Origin of the sequence: Streptomyces herbicida, assembly GCF_032656585.1 — a bacterium.
GTDB classification, from domain to species: Bacteria; Actinomycetota; Actinomycetes; order Streptomycetales; family Streptomycetaceae; genus Streptomyces; species Streptomyces herbicida.
Genome location: NZ_JAUYWJ010000017.1, coordinates 196,194 through 212,283 on the forward strand (window position 1 = coordinate 196,194; position 16,090 = coordinate 212,283).

The window sequence follows — 16,090 nt, forward strand, 5'->3', positions numbered from 1 at the left end:
CAGTACCCCCGACCGGATTCGAACCGGCGCTACCGCCTTGAGAGGGCGGCGTGCTAGGCCGCTACACAACGGGGGCCCTAGCGATTCCGAGTTGCCCGGAACCAGTACCCCCGACCGGATTCGAACCGGCGCTACTGCCTTGAGAGGGCAGCGTGCTAGGCCGCTACACAACGGGGGCTTGCGGATGGGATCCGCAGGTGCAGATGAGCTCTGCGAGCTGGCCTACCTGGACTCGAACCAAGACTAACTGAACCAGAATCAGTCGTGCTGCCAATTACACCATAGGCCACTGGAACGCAAGCCCTTGAGGGGATCTCGTTCTAGTTTTGCGCCCTGGGGTTCCGGTCTTCCGACCCGCTCCCCTCGGCGCAGGAAGAACATTACCCGAAGGTGGACGGGGCTCCAAAACGACTATCCGTGCCGACGATGGCGGGGAGTTCAGTGAGGGTGGAGATCCGGTGGGGCACGGCCGCCCCGGCAGCGTCCGCGTACACCCCGCCGCGATCGATCCACACGGACAGCAGACCGGCCTCGGCGGCGCCCCGCCCGTCGATCTCCGGGTGGTCGCCGACGTACGCGACCTGGTGCGGGGCGAGCTCCAGGGCGTCGCACGCGGCGAGGAACGCCTCGGCCTTCGGCTTGGAGACGCCCAGTTCGGCCGCGCACAGGACGGCCTCGAAGCGGTCGCGCACGCCGAGCACCCGCAGCTTGCGGTCCTGGACGGTGAGGCTGGAGTTGGACAGCACCGCGTGCCGGTGGCTGGCGGCGAGGGCGTCGAGGGCGGGCAGGACGTCGGGGAACAGGGTCCAGGCGGCCTCGTAGTGACCGACGTAACGCTGGAACCAGGCGTCGGCCTCGGCGTCGGTCAGCTCCTGGTCCAGGAACACCCGTACGCGGTCGCGCCGCTGGTCCTCGAAGGACGTCTCCCCCGCCGAGAACCGGGCCCACTGCTGATCGGTGATCTCGCGCCAGCGCAGCAGGGCCCGCTCCGGGCTCCCGTACCCGTGGAGCATGCCCTCGGCCGCCAGATGGGAGCGCATGCCCTCGCGATCCGCGCTCGTGTAGTCGAAGAGGGTGTCGTCCACGTCCCAGATCACGGCCCTGATCGTCATGCCCCCACCCTAGGCCGAACACCTGCTCCCGTCAGGACAGCGCAAGGGGCGGCAACCGGTGATCCGGTTGCCGCCCCTCCGTGTGCGTCCTACGCCGTCAGCTTCGCCAGGGCCGCGTCGATGCGGGCCAGGGTCTTCTCCTTGCCCAGGATCTCCAGGGACTCGAAGAGCGGCAGGCCGACCGTGCGGCCGGTGACCGCCACGCGGACCGGGGCCTGGGCCTTGCCGAGCTTGAGACCGTGCGCCTCGCCGGCCGCCAGGACGGCCTCCTTCAGGGACTCGGCGGAGTTCCAGTCGGCCGCGTCCAGCTTCTCGCGGGCGGTGCGCAGGAGGGCGTCGGAGCCCTCCTTCATCGCCTTCGTCCAGCTCGCCTCGTCGAAGACCGGCTCGGCGAGGAACAGGAAGTCGACGTTGTCGGTGATCTCGTCGAGGACCTTGAGGCGGGTCTGCGCGTGCTGGGCGATGGCCTGCCACTTCGTCTCGTCGAAGTCCTCCGGGGCCCACGGGGCGAACGGGGCCCGGAGCCACGGCCGGCAGCGCTCCGCGAAGTCCTTCACATCGAGGAGACGGATGTGGTCGCCGTTGATCGCCTCGGCCTTCTTCAGGTCGAAGCGCGCCGGGTTCGGGTTCACGTCGGAGATGTCGAAGGCCGCGACCATCTCGTCCATCGAGAAGATGTCCTGGTCGCCCGAGAGCGACCAGCCGAGGAGCGAGAGGTAGTTGAGCAGGCCCTCCGGGAGGAAGCCTCGCTCGCGGTACAGGTTCAGCGACGCCTGCGGGTCGCGCTTCGACAGCTTCTTGTTGCCCTCGCCCATCACGTACGGCAGGTGGCCGAAGGCCGGGATCTGCTTGGCGATGCCGAGCTCGATCAGCGCCTTGTACAGGGCGATCTGCCGGGGGGTGGAGGAGAGCAGGTCCTCGCCGCGCAGCACGTGGGTGATCTCCATCAGCGCGTCGTCGACCGGGTTCACCAGCGTGTACAGCGGGGCGCCGTTCGCCCGGACGATGCCGTAGTCCGGCACGTTCTCCGGGGTGAAGGTCAGCTCGCCGCGGACCAGGTCCGTGAAGGTGAGCGCCTCGTCGGGCATCCGGAAGCGGACGATCGGGGTGCGGCCCTGGGCCTGGTACTGCTCGACCTGCTCGGCGGTCAGGTCGCGGCAGTGGCCGTCGTAGCCGGAGGGCTTGCCCGCCGCGCGCGCGGCCTCGCGGCGGGTGTCCAGCTCTTCCTGGGAGCAGTAGCAGTGGTAGGCGTGACCGCCGTCCAGGAGCTTCTGTGCGACGTCCTTGTACAGGTCCATGCGCTGCGACTGGCGGTAGGGCGCGTGCGGGCCGCCGACCTCGGGGCCCTCGTCCCAGTCGAAGCCCAGCCAGCGCATCGCGTCGAGCAGCTGGTTGTAGGACTCCTCGGAGTCGCGGGCCGCGTCGGTGTCCTCGATGCGGAAGACCAGAGTGCCCTGGTGGTGCCGGGCGAACGCCCAGTTGAACAGGGCGGTGCGGACCAGGCCCACATGGGGGTTACCGGTGGGAGACGGACAGAAACGTACGCGAACGGGGGAGGCAGGTGCGCTAGCCACGCTTGACAACCTTGTTGTTGAGAGTGCCGATGCCTTCGATGGTGACGGCGACCTCGTCGCCGACGTGCAGGGGGCCGACCCCAGCCGGGGTGCCCGTGAGGATCACGTCGCCGGGCAGCAGCGTCATGGCCTCGGAGATGTTGACGATCAGGTCCTCGATGGGGTGGATCATTTCACTCGTACGGCCCAGCTGGCGCTGTTCGCCGTTGACGGTGAGCTGGATGGTCAGATCGTTCGCGGCGGCGAGGTCCAGGTCCGTCTCCACCCAGGGGCCGAGCGGGCAGGACGTGTCGAAGCCCTTGGCCCGGGCCCACTGCTTCTCGCGTCGCTGGACGTCACGGGCGGTGACGTCGTTGGCGCAGGTGTAGCCGAGGATCACGTCCTTGACGCGGTCGCGCGGCACCTCGCGGCACATACGGCCGATGACCACGGCCAGCTCCGCCTCGTGGTGGAGCTCCTCGGAGAAGGAGGGGTACTGGATCTCGTCTCCGGGGCCGATCACCGAGGTGGACGGCTTGAAGAAGGCGAACGGGGCGTCGGGGACCTCGTTGCCCAGCTCCCTGGCGTGCTCCGCGTAGTTGCGGCCGAAGGCCACGACCTTGTTGGGGAGCACCGGCGGGAGCAGCCGGACCTTGCTCAGCGGCACCTTCGTACCGGAGAGCTCGTAGTCCGCGAACGGGATGCCCTTGATGATGTCCAGGACGAGCTCGTCCTGTTTTTCGCCCTCGACCGCGCCGAAGGCGACGTTCCCGTCGATGGAGAACCTGGCGATGCGCACGGGATCCTTGCGCCCCTTAACTGAGCCGGCTGGAGTCTGACGCTCCAGGCTAACGCGGCAAAGGGGGGCGCCCCGGAACTTCCGCGCCGACCGCCTTGAGCATGCGGCGGCCGTCCGCCGTACTACTGCGCAACGGAGGAGGTCACGGGGATCTCCATGAGGACGGTGCGCCTGGGGTTGGCGGTCTGGGAGGGCAGGTCGACGGGGTGTTCCGGCTGCTCCGGGGTCTGCAGTTCACCGGCGTCCTCGAGGTGCGCCAGAGTCGTGCGACGCGGGTTGGCTATGTTGCGGAACATCATCGTCTTCACGGTTGTACGGGGCCCTGTCGTGAGTGGTTGGCAGAGAGTTACCTCTTGTAAAGCGCCAGGCTAAACATCCAATTCCCCGGCGAACTCGCCAAGTGCCCCGCATCTGTATGTGAGTTTGCTCACGACTCTGCACGCAAACCGGTCAATTCAGGCTCGCGTTCCATGCCAACGAAACGGACATTGACCCCCTGAAGCCATCATTCCGCTCCTGATCATGGCGACTGGGACAACCCCTCAACTCCCATGACTCGCAGCGATTCGCCCGTTATGTACGAGATCATCTTCTACGTCTCGTAACCTGCCACTCACTCACTGTCACTCAGGTCACAGCTCGGTCCACGGCCCTTGTTGGAGATCCTGCACTGTGCTGGAATTCCACGGACCGCCGCGGGATCGAGCCGGCGCGCAGGGCGCAGAGCAGCGCCGAGCGGCGGCGAGACAGGGGGAGCCAGCGTCGGTCACTCCAGAACACCCGGGGCGCGTTTTCAGGACGCTCCCCACAACGCCGACACCGTGTCCTTCCGTTCGCGCGGAGGGGCGCCTGGTCCAGAGGTTGCGACGCTAGTGCAGGGACGTTTCAAGAGGGATGGCAGCGCTTCGGCGGAGCCGGAGCCGCACGGCGGGACCGACCGCGGTTCCTCGCCCCAGCACGCCCAGAACCCGGGCCCGGTTCCCATCGGCGACGGCGGTGAGCGCTCCGGGCGCCCCGGCGCGGCCGTGTCGCCGAGCCCCGCGCCGACAGTCAAGTCCGTCCAGGGTCCGACCGGCCCGGGTCCGCGAATAGCACTGCGCAACTGGCGCATCTCCACGCGCCTGGTGTCGCTGCTCGCGCTCCCCGTGGTCGCGGCCACCTCGCTGGGCGCGCTGCGCATCAGCGACTCCATGACCGACATCCAGCAGCTCGACAACATGAAGCTGCTGACGGACATGACCAAGCAGGCCACCGAACTGGCCAACGCGCTCCAGGAGGAGCGTGACCAGTCCGCCGGTCCGCTGGCTCACGGCCTCAAGGCGACCGACTACACGGTCAAGGGCTACCAGGACAAGACCGACCGGGCCAAGCAGAACTTCATCGACTCCTCCGAGGAGATCGACGCGGCGAGCAAGAACGGTCAGCTCCAGGGCGTCCGTGACAGCCTCGTCGGCCTGGTCGGCCAGCTGGAGGGTCTCGCGAAGATCCGCCGGAGCGCCTATGCGTCCAAGGACAACTCGACGCAGACCGTCGAGTCGTACCACCGGCTGATCACCCAGCTGGTCGACCTCTCGCAGGACATGGCGGAGGCGTCCAGCAACCCCGAGATGATCCAGCGCACCCGCGCCCTGGCGGCGTTCTCCGCCGCCAAGGAGTACGCGTCCGTGCAGCGCGCCGTCATCGCCGCGGCCCTGCCCGACAACAACACGGCGGCCGGAAAGCTCTCGGACAACGACCGGCTCTACGGCCAGTCGGCACTCTCCAGCGAGGGCTCCGAGCTCACGATCTTCCGGAAGATCTACGCGGGCGGCAACGTCGCCGAGCTCCTGAAGCCCATCGACTCGGGCAACCCGACGATCGAGTCCGCGGACACCTACGCCAAGCGCGCCCTGAGCGGCCCCAGCGGCCTCACCGACCAGAGCAAGCGCTCCTACCGCGACTGGGTGGACGACAGCTCGACCAAGCTCGAGCAGATGAAGAAGATCGAGCACTCGCTGCTCGAGGACATGGAGCAGAAGGCCCGCGAGCTGCGCAACGCCACCGAGCGCGACGCGATCATCTCCGGTGTGCTGATCCTCATCGTCCTCGGCGTGTCGCTGGTCGGCGCCTTCGTCGTGGCCCGCTCCATGATCCGCTCGCTGCGCCGCCTGCAGGAGACCGCCACCAAGGTCGCCCAGGACCGTCTGCCCGAGCTGGTCAAGCAGCTGTCCGAGTCCGACCCGCAGGACGTCGACACGTCCGTGGAGTCGGTCGGTGTGCACTCCCGGGACGAGATCGGCCAGGTGGCCGCGGCCTTCGACGACGTGCACCGCGAGGCGGTCCGCCTCGCCGCCGAGCAGGCCCTTCTGCGGGGCAACGTCAACGCGATGTTCACCAACCTCTCGCGCCGCTCCCAGGGTCTTATCCAGCGCCAGCTGTCGCTGATCTCCGAGCTCGAGTCCCGCGAGGCCGACCCGGACCAGCTGTCCTCGCTGTTCAAGCTCGACCACCTCGCGACGCGTATGCGCCGTAACGGTGAAAACCTTCTCGTTCTCGCCGGTGAGGAGCCCGGCCGCCGCTGGACCCGCCCGGTCCCGCTGGTCGACGTGCTCCGCGCCGCCGCGTCCGAGGTGGAGCAGTACGAGCGCATCGAACTGGCCGCCGTGCCGACCACCGAGGTGGCCGGCCGCGTGGTCAACGACCTCGTGCACCTGCTCGCCGAGCTGCTCGAGAACGCCACCTCCTTCTCCTCGCCGCAGACCAAGGTCAAGGTCACCGGTCACGCGCTGCCCGACGGCCGCGTGCTGATCGAGATCCACGACACCGGTATCGGCCTCTCCCCCGAGGACCTCGCGGCGATCAACGAGCGGCTCGCCTCGCCGCCCACCGTGGACGTCTCGGTGTCCCGCCGAATGGGTCTGTTCGTGGTCGGTCGTCTGTCGCAGCGCCACGGCATCCGTATCCAGCTCCGCCCGTCCGACTCCGGTGGTACGACCGCGCTGGTCATGCTCCCCGTCGACGTCGCCCAGGGCGGCAAGAAGCCCGCTCCCGGCAAGCCCGGCGCCCCCGCGGCGACCGGCGGTCCGGCCGCCGCGCAGGCAGCGGCCGGTGCGGCCGCGGCCCGCCGCAGCAACCAGGGCTCCCTCGGTGCCGGTGCCCCCGGTGGCGCCCTCGGCGCCGGCGGTGCCTTCGGCGGCGGTGCGCCGTCCGGCGGCGGGCGTCTCGGCTCGGGCCCCGGCTCGCGCGGCCAGGTCGGCGCCGGTCAGGGTCCGCGTGCGGCACTGCCCGGCGCGGGCCAGGGCGGCCGTCCCGGTGCCCAGGGTGGCGCCCGTGGTCCGCAGAGCCCCGACGCGAACCAGCAGGGCCGTCCCGCCTCGGCCGGTGCCGGTGCCGGTGCCGGCTTCGGCGGACAGACGCCGGGTGCCCCGCAGGGTCTGCAGGCGGCCGGCACGGGCGCGCCCCAGCAGAACATGTTCGGCGGCCGCGGTCCCGCGTCGCACAAGCGCGGCAACAACGCCTCCGACCAGGGCCGGCAGATCCCGCCGCGCGGTGGAGCCCGGGCCGAACTGCCCGGCGGCAACCCGCAGCAGCGCACTCCGAGCTGGAGCGACGACAACGCGCAGCCGCAGGTCTCCCGCGCCTCGCTGGACGCCCCGCGCGGCCACGACGAGCAGGACCCGGCGCAGACCGCGCGCATGCCGCGCATCGACGACCGGCAGGGCCCGGGTTCGACGGCCGAGATTCCGGCGGTCCCCCGCCAGGACTTCAACGGGTCCCAGAACACCGGTCAGTTCGCCCGTCCCGGCGCGAACGGCCAGCAGGGCACGGGCTCGTTCGTCCGCCCCGACGTCTTCGGCACTCCGGCCGGGCAGCCGAACGGCTCCGCCACGGGCCAGTTCGCCGCCCCGCAGGCGTACGACCCCGGTTCCACCGGCCAGTTCCCGGTGCCCGGCTACGACGGCGGGTCCACCGGTCAGCACTCCCTGCCCGGCCGCCAGAACCTCGCCCAGCCGACGGGCCAGTACGAGCGGCCCCAGGCGGGCGACTTCGGCGGGCAGCGTCCGCCGGCCCCGCAGCAGCGTCCGGCCCCTCAGGAGCCCGAGGCGCTGCCGCCCGCGAGCGGTCCGGGCGACGGTCGTACGCCGCTGTACGACACCCTGGAGACCAACTGGTTCCACGGCGGCCAGCAGGAACGGCAGCAGAGCAACGGCTCGGCCCCGGCCCCGCAGCAGTCGCAGGCTCCCGCTCCCTCAGCCGCTCCGGCGGCTCCCCAGCGTCCCGCTCCGACCGCCTGGCGCAGCTCGCCGAACGACGACCTCGTCCGGCAGGCAGAACGCGTACGGCAGCCGGCCGCGGGCGGCGTCACCACCTCCGGCCTGCCGCGCCGGGTGCCCCGGGCGAACCTCGTACCGGGCACGGCTCAGCAGCAACAGCACCAAACCGGTCCGCAGGTCTCGCGTGCGCCTGACGACGTACGCGGCCGGCTGACCAACCTCCGTCGGGGTATCGCGCAGGGTCGGCAGGCCAACACCGGCCAGACCGGCAGCTACCCGAACCCCACTCACCAGCAGGAGCGTTAGTTGAGCCAGATGAGCCAGGCGGCACAGAACCTCAACTGGTTGATCACCAACTTCGTGGACAACACCCCTGGTGTGTCCCACACCGTCGTCGTGTCCGCCGACGGTCTCCTTCTGGCGATGTCGGAAGGCTTCCCGCGGGACCGTGCCGACCAGCTGGCGGCCGTCGCGTCCGGGCTCACCTCGCTGACGGCCGGGGCGTCCCGGATCTTCGAGGGCGGCAACGTGGCGCAGACGGTCGTCGAGATGGAGCGCGGGTTCCTCTTCCTCATGTCGGTCTCGGACGGCTCGTCCCTCGCGGTCCTGGCCCACCCCGAGTGCGACATCGGCCTCGTCGGCTACGAGATGGCACTGCTCGTCGACCGTGCAGGGGCGGTCCTCACGCCCGACCTGCGCGCCGAACTCCAGGGCAGTCTGCTCCACTGACCGGCCCCGGTACCACTCACCTCACCAAATCACCGTCCGGCCGCCACAATCCCCCCACCGGCCCCGTCAGACGGCAAGACTGACCGACCTGCTGTCCCGCCCGGAGGATTCATGACCCCGCCCACCGCCTCTCATGATCCGTACGCGGAGCCGTACGGGGACGAGGGCGACCAGCCGCTGGTACGTCCGTATGCGATGACCGGCGGTCGGACGCGGCCGCGCTATCAGCTCGCCATAGAGGCGCTGATAAGCACCACGGCCGACCCGGCAGCGCTCATGGGGCTGCTCCCGGAGCACCAGCGCATCTGCCACCTGTGCCGTGAGGTGAAGTCGGTCGCGGAGGTGTCGGCGCTCCTCGCCATGCCGCTCGGTGTGGCCCGGATCCTGGTCGCCGACCTCGCGGAGGCCGGCCTGGTCGCCATCCACCAGCCGGGTGGCGACGAGAACAACGGCGGCGCTCCGGATGTGACGCTGCTCGAAAGGGTGCTCAGTGGACTTCGCAAGCTCTGACGCGGGCCGGGCCACCACCTCGGCGAAGATCGTGGTGGCGGGCGGCTTCGGCGTGGGCAAGACCACGTTCGTCGGCGCCGTCTCGGAGATCAACCCGCTGCGCACGGAGGCCGTCATGACGTCCGCCAGCGCGGGCATCGACGACCTGACCCACACCGGGGACAAGACGACCACCACGGTCGCCATGGACTTCGGCCGTATCACGCTCGACCAGGACCTGATCCTGTACCTGTTCGGTACGCCCGGTCAGGACCGCTTCTGGTTCATGTGGGACGACCTGGTGCGCGGCGCGATCGGTGCCGTCGTGCTGGTGGACACCCGGCGTCTGGCCGACTGCTTCCCGGCGGTGGACTACTTCGAGAACAGCGGTCTGCCGTTCGTGGTCGCGCTCAACGGCTTCGACGGGCAGCAGCCCTACCAGCCCGAAGAGGTACGCGAGGCACTGCAGATCGGACCGGACACCCCGATCATCACGACCGACGCCCGGCACCGGGCCGACGCCAAGAGCGCGCTGATCACACTGGTCGAGCACGCCCTCATGGCACGCCTGAGGTAGCACGCAAGTCGTGAGTGGCATACGGCAGTTGTCGTAAAGATTTCGGAGCCGGCTGTGGCCTTTGACACGGTCGGCTCCGGTGTTCATAACGTTTCGGCAGAGGAATCAGGTGGTATCGCCACGCGTCGCGGTCGATCGGTGCCGCTGCGCTCACAAAAGCCCCGCCTTTTGGCGGGGCTCGTTCTTTATGACCGTTTTATCTGGGGCTTACATCCCCCCCAATCCGGGGTTTGCAGTGTTTGGAAGTGCGCTGGTCGACGTGCTGGAATGCCTGAACTGCCCAATAGTCAAAGACGTACTGAGTAGTGGTCTGTGACACACCGGGCTCTGAGAGACTGCGGCACGTCGTAGGTGCCCGCCGCCGAGAGGTTGTTGGTCGAGTGAGGCGAAGCAAGAACGGTCCCGAGCCGTCGGCGCGGGGCAACTTCACCCCGCCGCCGCGCGCTGCGGCGCCCACCCCTGTGCCAGGCTCGGAGCCGGCGGCCGCCCCCGCGAAGAGCGGCGGCCGTTTCTCCCCGCGCAACTGGCGAGTGCCCACCAGGCTGAACGCGATCCTGCTCATACCCGTGCTGGTGGGCCTCGTCATGGGCGGCTTCCAGGTGAAGAGCTCGATCGACACCTGGCAGGAGGCCCAGGACGCCGAGAACACCGCGCGCCTGGTGCGCGCCTCCCTCGGCTACGCGGATGCCCTCTACAACGAGCGTGACGTCACGGCGGCTCCGCTGCTGCAGGGCAAGGGCCAGAGCAACAGCACCGTCGTCTCGGCCCGCAAGCAGACGGACGAGGCCGCCGACGCCTTCGACCAGGCCGCGCAGAACATGCCGCAGAAGGCGGGCCTGCAGCGCCGCCTGAAGCTGTTCCGCGAGGAGGAGCCGAAGCTCCAGGACCTGCGCGCCGCGGCCTACACCACCAAGATGACCGGCGTGAACACCGAAGAGGGCTACGTCGGGATCGCCCACCCCCTGATGGAGTTCGCCAACGAGCTCGGTCTGGGCACCGGCAACATCACCTCCTACGGCCGTACCGTCTACGCCATCTCGCTGACCAAGGCCGCCCTCTCGCTGGAGCGGTCGATCGGCATGCATCTGCTGGTCAAGCCCGGCCCGGACCAGCCGAACCTGGCGACCCAGCGGGTCTCCCTCTCCTCGTACGCCTATCTGGAGCGGATCGCCGTCGAGGAGTACGTCGGCGGTGGCACCGAGGCCGACGCGCAGAAGCTCACCGACGCCGAGACGAAGATCAAGACCGACGGCGCGGCGATGGCCGAGGCGGCCAAGGGCAAGGACCCGAGCTACGTGCCCCCGCCCAACGTGACGAAGATGGTCGCGGCCCTGGCCCAGCTGCCCGACACCAGCACCACCACCCGCGCCGGTCTCGCCACCAAGGGCATCACCGCGCAGAACTGGTGGGCGGTCAACACACTCAAGTACGACGCCTACCGCCAGATCGAGTTCGGTCTCGCCGACAAGGCGGTGAGCGAGGCCTCCGGCATCGCCGACGACGCCAAGACCTCCGCGTTCATCACCGGTGCCGTGGTCGTGGTCGCCCTGCTCGCCGCGTTCATCCTGGCCGGTCTGGTGGCCCGCCAGATGAGCCGCTCGATGCGCCAGCTGCGCAACGCCGCCTTCGGCATCGCCGAGCAGCGTCTGCCGATGCTGGTCGACCAGCTCTCCCGCACGGACCCCGGCCGCGTCGACACCCGTGTGGCGCCGATCCCGATCTCCTCCACGGACGAGATCGGCGAGGTCGCCCGGGCCTTCGACCAGGTCCACCGCGAGGCCGTCCGGCTCGCCGCCGAGCAGGCCCTGCTGCGGGGCAACATCAACGCGATCTTCACCAACCTGTCGCGCCGCAACCAGTCGCTGATCGAGGGCCAGCTGACGCTGATCACCGATCTGGAGAACAACGAGGCCGACCCGGACCAGCTGGAGAACCTCTTCCGCCTGGACCACCTCGCGACCCGTATGCGCCGCAACGGCGAGAACCTCCTGGTCCTCGCGGGCGAGGAGCCCGGCCGCCGCTGGGACCAGCCGGTCCCGCTGGTGGACGTCCTGCGCGCCGCCTCCTCCGAGGTGGAGCAGTACGAGCGCATCGAGCTCTCCGGCGTCCCGGAGGCCGAGATCCACGGCCGCGCCGTGACCGACCTCGTGCACCTGCTCGCCGAGCTGCTGGAGAACGCCACCACGTTCTCCTCGCCGCAGACCAAGGTCCGCGTCACCGCGACCCGTCTCCCCGACGGCCGCGTGATGATCGAGATCCACGACAAGGGCATCGGCCTGACGGCCGAGGACTTCGCGGACATCAACCACAAGCTGGCCAACCCGCCGACCGTGGACGCCGCGATCTCCCAGCGCATGGGCCTCTTCGTGGTCGGCCGGCTGTCCGACCGGCACGGCATCCGCGTGCAGCTGCGCCCCTCGGGCGAGCAGGCCGGCACGACCTCCCTGGTCATGCTGCCGGACGCGATCACGCACGGTGGTGGTGGCGAGCAGCCGCTGGACCGCGAGGAGTTCACGGTCTCCCAGATCATCCCGGAGCAGCACTTCCAGGGTGAGAGCTTCAACCAGATCCAGCAGCCGCCGATGCGTACGGCGGCCGAGCTCGGCTTCGACGACAGCCGCTACGCCGACGTCCCCGACGACATCCGCGACCTGGACCCCGTCGGCCGCTCGCTGATGCGCGAGGAGCGCCGTGCGGCTCTGGAGTCCCAGTCCGCGGGCGGTCCGGCTCCCCAGGAGACCCCGCAGGCCGCCGAGGCCCCCGCGTACGCCGACGACTTCGACGGCCTGCAGGGCTACGACGGCAGCCGTACCGGCTACCAGGAGCAGCCCGCGGCCTACGACCCGCAGGTTGCGTACGAGGAGCAGCAGACCGCGTACGCGGAGCCGCAGCAGCCGTCGTACGACGAGCAGTACTTCGCGCCGAACGGCGGTCTGCCGAACGGCGACGGTTACGCACCCAACGGCGGCTACCCGGAGCCCGCGTATACGGAGGCGGCCCAGGACGGGCCCGCCGCCGCGCACACCGCGGCGCCCGAGGGCTATCCGGCCTACGAGGAGCAGTCCTACCAGGACGACTGGCCGCAGCAGGACGGCTACCAGAACGGCTACCCGGCCCAGTACGCTCCCGAAGCGGAATCTGCGCAGGCCGGTGACGTGAGCGAGCGGGACCGCGTAGGCTTCGACCGTCCGGGCGCGGCCTCCTCCGCCGCCCACCAGCTGACCGACGCCGGTCTGCCCCGCCGCGGATCCATCGCGGGCGGTACGAATGGCGCGAACGGCTCGAACGGTGCGGGGCGCACACACCGGGAAGCACCGGCTTCGGTTCCGGAGAGCAACGGCGACGGCTGGCGTTCGGCGAACGACGAGCGCTGGCAGCAGGCCTCGCAGCTCCGGAAGCCCAAGGCGGGCGGAGTCACCTCCTCCGGTCTGCCGCGGCGCGTGCCCAAGGCCAACCTGGTCGAGGGAGCCGCCGAGACCACCCCTCAGGGAGGCCCACAGGTCTCCCGCGCCCCGGAGGACGTCCGGGGCAGGCTGAGCAACCTGCGTCGAGGCGTCCAGCGCGGACGCAGCGCAGGCAGTGAAACGAACGGCCAGGGCTTCGGCCCTGACAGCACCTACAACCAGGAGCGTTAGTGTGAGCCCGATGAGCCAGGCGGCACAGAACCTGAACTGGTTGATCACCAACTTCGTGGACAACACCCCGGGGGTGTCCCACACGGTGGTGGTCTCCGCCGACGGACTCCTTCTGGCTATGTCCGAAGGCTTCCCCCGCGACCGCGCCGATCAGCTCGCGGCCGTCGCCTCCGGTCTGACGTCTCTGACGGCAGGCGCCTCCCGGATCTTCGAGGGAGGCAGCGTGAATCAGACGGTTGTGGAGATGGAGCGGGGATTCCTGTTCATCATGTCCATTTCCGATGGTTCGTCGCTGGCGGTCCTGGCCCACCCGGAGGCGGACATCGGTCTCATCGGGTACGAAATGGCGCTCCTGGTCGACCGCGCAGGCACGGTTCTTACCCCGGACCTGCGCGCCGAACTCCAGGGAAGCCTTCTCAACTAACAATCAGACGGTGCGTTTTCGCGTCCCGGGGCCGTAAGGTTTCGGGACGCGGCTCCACAGGGATGGGTGCCCGGCACGGTCGGAGGAGGAGAGAAAGTGGCAACACCCCCAGGCGGTTCGAATACGGGGAACTGGTCGTACGGCCCTGCCCAGGGCCAGGGCGACGGTTCCGCGAACCGGTACAACTTCCCCTCCGCCCCGAGCCACCGGCAGCCGTACGCGCCGCAGGGTCCCGGTCCTTCGCCGTACGACCAGCCGTCGGCACCGCGCATTCAGCCGGTGCAACCGCAGCGTCGTCCCGAGCCGGCGCCCGCCGGGGCGGCGAACAACCCCTTGGTGCGTCCGTACGCCATGACCGGTGGCCGGACCCGCCCGCGGTACCAGCTCGCCATCGAGGCACTGGTGCACACCACCGCGCAGCCGCACCAGATGCAGGGCCAGCTGCCCGAGCATCAGCGGATCTGCAACCTCTGCCGAGAGATCAAGTCGGTGGCCGAGATCTCGGCACTGCTGACCATTCCCCTCGGCGTGGCCAGGATCCTCGTCGCCGACTTGGCGGAGGCGGGCCTGGTCGCCATCCATCAGCCCGGCGGCGACGAGAACGCCGGTGGCCAGCCAGACGTGACACTGCTCGAAAGGGTGCTCAGTGGACTTCGCAAGCTCTAGCGGCGGTCCTTCCCGCTCCACCACCTCCGCGAAGATCGTGGTGGCGGGCGGCTTCGGCGTGGGCAAGACCACGTTCGTCGGCGCCGTCTCGGAGATCAACCCGCTGCGCACAGAGGCCGTCATGACGTCCGCTTCGGCAGGCATCGACGACCTCACCCACACCGGAGACAAGACCACCACCACGGTGGCCATGGACTTCGGCCGTATCACCCTGGACCAGGACCTGATTCTGTACCTCTTCGGTACGCCCGGTCAGGACCGCTTCTGGTTCATGTGGGACGACCTGGTGCGCGGCGCGATCGGCGCGATCGTCCTGGTGGACACCCGGCGTCTCGCCGACTGCTTCCCCGCGGTCGACTACTTCGAGAACTCGGGCCTGCCCTTCGTCATCGCCCTCAACGGCTTCGACGGCAACCAGCCGTACAACCCCGACGAGGTCCGCGAGGCCCTGCAGATCGGCCCCGACACGCCGATCATCACGACGGACGCCCGCCACCGTGCGGACGCCAAGTCGGCGCTCATCACTCTCGTGGAGCACGCCCTGATGGCCCGCCTCCGCTAGCAGAGCCCGGATGCGTAAGGGGGCGCCCTCTCAGGAGGACGCCCCCTTACGCATGGCCATGGACACATCTCGTGCGCATGCGCACGAGAAGGGCCCCTCCCAGCCGGGAGGGGCCCTTGTGTGTACTGCTGTGCGGCGCGGTCTAGGCGTGCCAGCTGTGCGGGGCGCGGAAGCCGGGCTCGCGCTCCAGTCGGCGCCAGCCGGCCTTGGCGCGGCCACGGTGGGTCTGGGCGGTGGAGTCGGCCGGCTGAGCGGCTGCGCGGGCCAGGAGGACGGCCGTGATGGCGGCGACTTCCTCGGGCTCGGCGTGGCCCTTCTCGACGCGGATGTCAGGGGTGTTCATAAGTGTCAGTCTCCGTGAGAGAGGTTTCTGCGGGAGTACCGCAGAGGATCCGCCGGGTTACTGCGGGGGGTTGCCGTGCTTGCGCGACGGCAGATCGGCGTGCTTGGTGTGCAGCATCGCCAGTGACTTGATGAGCACCTCGCGGGTCTCGGCCGGGTCGATGACGTCGTCGACCAGACCGCGCTCCGCCGCGTAGTACGGGTGCATGAGCTCGGCCTTGTACTCCTTGACCATCTTCTGGCGCATCGCCTCGGGGTCCTCGGCCTCGGCGATCTGCCGCCGGAAGATGACGTTGGCCGCGCCTTCCGCGCCCATGACGGCGATCTCGTTGGTCGGCCAGGCATACGTCAGGTCGGCACCGATGGACTGGCTGTCCATGACGATGTAGGCACCGCCGTACGCCTTGCGCAGGATCAGCGAGATCCTCGGCACCGTCGCGTTGCAGTACGCGTACAGCAGCTTCGCGCCGTGCCGAATGATCCCGCCGTGCTCCTGGTCGACACCGGGGAGGAACCCCGGAACGTCCAGGAACGTCACGATCGGGATATTGAAAGCGTCACACATCTGGACAAAGCGCGCAGCTTTTTCGCTCGCCTCGATGTCCAGGACGCCTGCCAGCACCTGGGGCTGGTTGGCGATGATGCCGACGACCTGGCCGTCGAGCCGGGCCAGCGCGCAGATGATGTTGCGCGCCCAGCGCTCGTGCACCTCGAGGTACTCGCCGTCGTCGACGATCTCCTCGATCACCTTGGCCATGTCGTAGGGCCGGTTGCCGTCCGCCGGCACCAGGTCAAGCAGGACGTCGCTGCGCCGGTCGGCCTCGTCGGAGCACTCCACCCGCGGCGGGTTCTCGCGGTTGTTCTGCGGGAGGAGCGAGAGGAGGTAGCGCACCTCGTGGATGCAGGTCTCCTCGTCGTCGTAGGCGAAGTGGCAGACACCGGAGGTCTC

The 16,090-nt window shown here is 69.4% G+C and carries 14 protein-coding genes and 3 tRNA genes; 8 read left to right on the forward strand and 9 right to left on the reverse strand.

All coding sequences use genetic code 11. The features are described from left to right. Positions 1-3: 3 nt before the first annotated feature. The 7 genes from Q8A52_RS32605 to Q8A52_RS32635 form a co-directional block, all read right to left on the reverse strand. Positions 4-76, reverse strand: a tRNA-Glu gene (locus Q8A52_RS32605). A 29-nt stretch (positions 77-105) separates the two neighbouring features. Next, positions 106-178: transfer RNA gene (locus Q8A52_RS32610), tRNA-Glu, on the reverse strand. A gap of 39 nt (positions 179-217) precedes the next feature. Then, positions 218-289 (reverse strand) — tRNA-Gln (locus tag Q8A52_RS32615). Positions 290-380: 91 nt separating this feature from the next. Then, positions 381-1,112 (reverse strand): HAD family hydrolase, encoded by a 732-nt coding sequence (locus tag Q8A52_RS32620; protein WP_316757984.1) that lies wholly within the window; start codon positions 1,110-1,112, stop codon positions 381-383. Between the two features lie 89 nt (positions 1,113-1,201). Beyond that, positions 1,202-2,686 carry a glutamate--tRNA ligase gene (gene gltX, locus Q8A52_RS32625; protein WP_316757986.1) on the reverse strand — a complete coding sequence of 495 codons (1,485 nt, stop codon included), beginning with the start codon at positions 2,684-2,686 and terminating at the stop codon, positions 1,202-1,204. After that, positions 2,679-3,464: a fumarylacetoacetate hydrolase family protein gene (locus Q8A52_RS32630; protein WP_316757988.1), complete on the reverse strand. Its 786-nt coding sequence runs from the start codon at positions 3,462-3,464 to the stop codon at positions 2,679-2,681. The genes gltX and Q8A52_RS32630 overlap by 8 nt, the downstream gene beginning before the upstream one ends. A 122-nt stretch (positions 3,465-3,586) precedes the next feature. Next, a complete protein-coding gene (locus Q8A52_RS32635) occupies positions 3,587-3,772 on the reverse strand; it encodes a hypothetical protein (protein WP_316758018.1) in 186 nt (61 codons plus the stop codon). 564 nt (positions 3,773-4,336) lie between these two features. Here Q8A52_RS32635 and Q8A52_RS32640 point away from each other — a divergent pair. From Q8A52_RS32640 to Q8A52_RS32675, 8 genes are all read left to right on the forward strand, one after another. Next, positions 4,337-8,023, forward strand: a complete 3,687-nt coding sequence (locus Q8A52_RS32640; protein WP_316757990.1) for a sensor histidine kinase — start codon at positions 4,337-4,339, stop codon at positions 8,021-8,023. Positions 8,024-8,032: 9 nt separating this feature from the next. Next, positions 8,033-8,446, forward strand: a complete 414-nt coding sequence (locus Q8A52_RS32645) for a roadblock/LC7 domain-containing protein (RefSeq protein WP_003973453.1) — start codon at positions 8,033-8,035, stop codon at positions 8,444-8,446. Between the two features lie 111 nt (positions 8,447-8,557). Then, positions 8,558-8,956, forward strand: coding sequence for a DUF742 domain-containing protein (locus Q8A52_RS32650; RefSeq protein ID WP_019058642.1), 399 nt, complete (start codon positions 8,558-8,560; stop codon positions 8,954-8,956). Further along, the gene (locus tag Q8A52_RS32655; RefSeq protein ID WP_067004841.1) at positions 8,937-9,512 is read left to right on the forward strand and encodes a GTP-binding protein; all 576 of its coding nucleotides are present in this window, start codon (positions 8,937-8,939) and stop codon (positions 9,510-9,512) included. The genes Q8A52_RS32650 and Q8A52_RS32655 overlap by 20 nt, the downstream gene beginning before the upstream one ends. Before the next feature lie 380 nt (positions 9,513-9,892). After that, a complete protein-coding gene (locus Q8A52_RS32660; RefSeq protein ID WP_316757998.1) occupies positions 9,893-13,147 on the forward strand; it encodes a sensor histidine kinase in 3,255 nt (1,084 codons plus the stop codon). Between the two features lie 10 nt (positions 13,148-13,157). Continuing rightward, on the forward strand, positions 13,158-13,571 hold the full coding sequence (locus Q8A52_RS32665; protein WP_004983065.1) for a roadblock/LC7 domain-containing protein: 414 nt from the start codon (positions 13,158-13,160) through the stop codon (positions 13,569-13,571). Positions 13,572-13,667: 96 nt separating this feature from the next. Further along, positions 13,668-14,237 (forward strand): DUF742 domain-containing protein, encoded by a 570-nt coding sequence (locus tag Q8A52_RS32670; RefSeq protein ID WP_316758000.1) that lies wholly within the window; start codon positions 13,668-13,670, stop codon positions 14,235-14,237. Continuing rightward, a complete protein-coding gene (locus Q8A52_RS32675) occupies positions 14,218-14,799 on the forward strand; it encodes a GTP-binding protein (RefSeq protein WP_026248371.1) in 582 nt (193 codons plus the stop codon). Before Q8A52_RS32670 ends, Q8A52_RS32675 begins: the two co-directional genes overlap by 20 nt. Positions 14,800-14,941: 142 nt before the next feature. Here Q8A52_RS32675 and Q8A52_RS32680 read toward each other — a convergent pair whose 3' ends face one another. Continuing rightward, complete coding sequence (locus tag Q8A52_RS32680; RefSeq protein WP_316758002.1) at positions 14,942-15,142, reverse strand: acyl-CoA carboxylase subunit epsilon; 201 nt, start codon at positions 15,140-15,142, stop codon at positions 14,942-14,944. Positions 15,143-15,199: 57 nt separating this feature from the next. Then, positions 15,200-16,090, reverse strand: an 891-nt coding sequence (locus Q8A52_RS32685; protein ID WP_316758004.1) for an acyl-CoA carboxylase subunit beta, incomplete at its 5' end; no start/stop codon positions are given.

What these genes read in the sequence shown, in the direction of transcription:
- Q8A52_RS32645 (WP_003973453.1), top strand. Translation starts at nt 8,033, where the DNA reads ATGAGCCAGGCGGCACAGAACCTCAACTGGTTGATCACCAACTTCGTG.
- Q8A52_RS32620 (WP_316757984.1), bottom strand. Translation starts at nt 1,112, where the DNA reads ATGACGATCAGGGCCGTGATCTGGGACGTGGACGACACCCTCTTCGAC.
- Q8A52_RS32665 (WP_004983065.1), top strand. Translation starts at nt 13,158, where the DNA reads ATGAGCCAGGCGGCACAGAACCTGAACTGGTTGATCACCAACTTCGTG.
- Q8A52_RS32650 (WP_019058642.1), top strand. Translation starts at nt 8,558, where the DNA reads ATGACCCCGCCCACCGCCTCTCATGATCCGTACGCGGAGCCGTACGGG.
- Q8A52_RS32680 (WP_316758002.1), bottom strand. Translation starts at nt 15,142, where the DNA reads ATGAACACCCCTGACATCCGCGTCGAGAAGGGCCACGCCGAGCCCGAG.